The sequence below is a fragment of the Oleiphilus sp. HI0066 genome (assembly GCF_001635725.1).
Genome location: NZ_LWFH01000139.1, coordinates 1 through 993, shown reverse-complemented (window position 1 = coordinate 993; position 993 = coordinate 1). Strand labels below are relative to the sequence as shown.

Below are 993 nucleotides of genomic sequence, written 5' to 3'. Positions count from 1 at the left end.
GTTGATGCGGCATTACCAGGAGAGAAAGTCTCTGCGGTATATGTCGAAAAGCGCGGCAAATTTGATGAGTTGAAAACAGTAGAAGTACTCAGCGCATCAGAGGAGCGTGTTGAACCTCCTTGTGCGCACGCCGAGATTTGCGGCGGTTGTAGTTTGCAGCACATGGATACCGATGCTCAGATCAAGTTCAAAGAGAATACACTGCGTCAGCACTTTGAACATTTCGGAAATCTTGAACCGGAGCAATGGATTGAACCTATGACTGGTCCAACGACTGGTTATCGCGGCAAAGCACGCCTAGGTGCGCGATTTGTGGCGAAAAAAGACACGGTATTGGTTGGTTTTAGAGAGAAGCGTAATAGTTTCTTAGCCGACATTCAGCAGTGTGAAGTGCTTAACTCGATTGTTGGTCACCGATTAATGGATTTGCGAGCACTCGTGGCAAGTTTGTCGGTATACAAAGAATTGCCGCAGTTTGAGGTTGCCTTAGGTGAAGATGCGAGTGCGCTAGTCGTGCGACACATGGCGCCTTTAACCGAGGAAGATACCGTTAAGCTGATACAGTTTGGCCAAGATAATGCATTCCATATTTACTTGCAGCCTAAAGGCGTTGATACCGTGCACCGTATTTGGCCGGAGTCTGAAGTCAAAGACAAAGATCGCTTGCACTACACCTTAACGACGCCTGATGAGCAAGAAGTGAAGTTGGCGTTTCATCCTATGGACTTTACACAGGTTAATGCCGATATCAATAAGCAAATGGTGCGTCGCGCACTAGAATGGCTCGATGTTCAGAAAGATGAGCGTGTTTTAGATTTGTTCTGTGGTTTAGGAAACTTCACCGTGCCGCTCGCCACGCAAGGTAAAGAGGTTGTAGGCGTTGAAGGCGACGATGCAATGGTTGTACGTGGCAAGGAAAATGCTTTACTTAACGATCTTGATAACCTGCGCTTCTATGGTGCCAATTTACAGGCGGACTTCACGAAAGAAGAA

Annotated in this window: 1 protein-coding gene; it reads left to right on the top strand. The window is 47.1% G+C overall.

Annotated features, from left to right (window positions below):
• The coding region (gene rlmD / locus A3738_RS02495; RefSeq protein WP_068763321.1) for a 23S rRNA (uracil(1939)-C(5))-methyltransferase RlmD at positions 1-993 on the top strand (993 nt) is incomplete at both ends.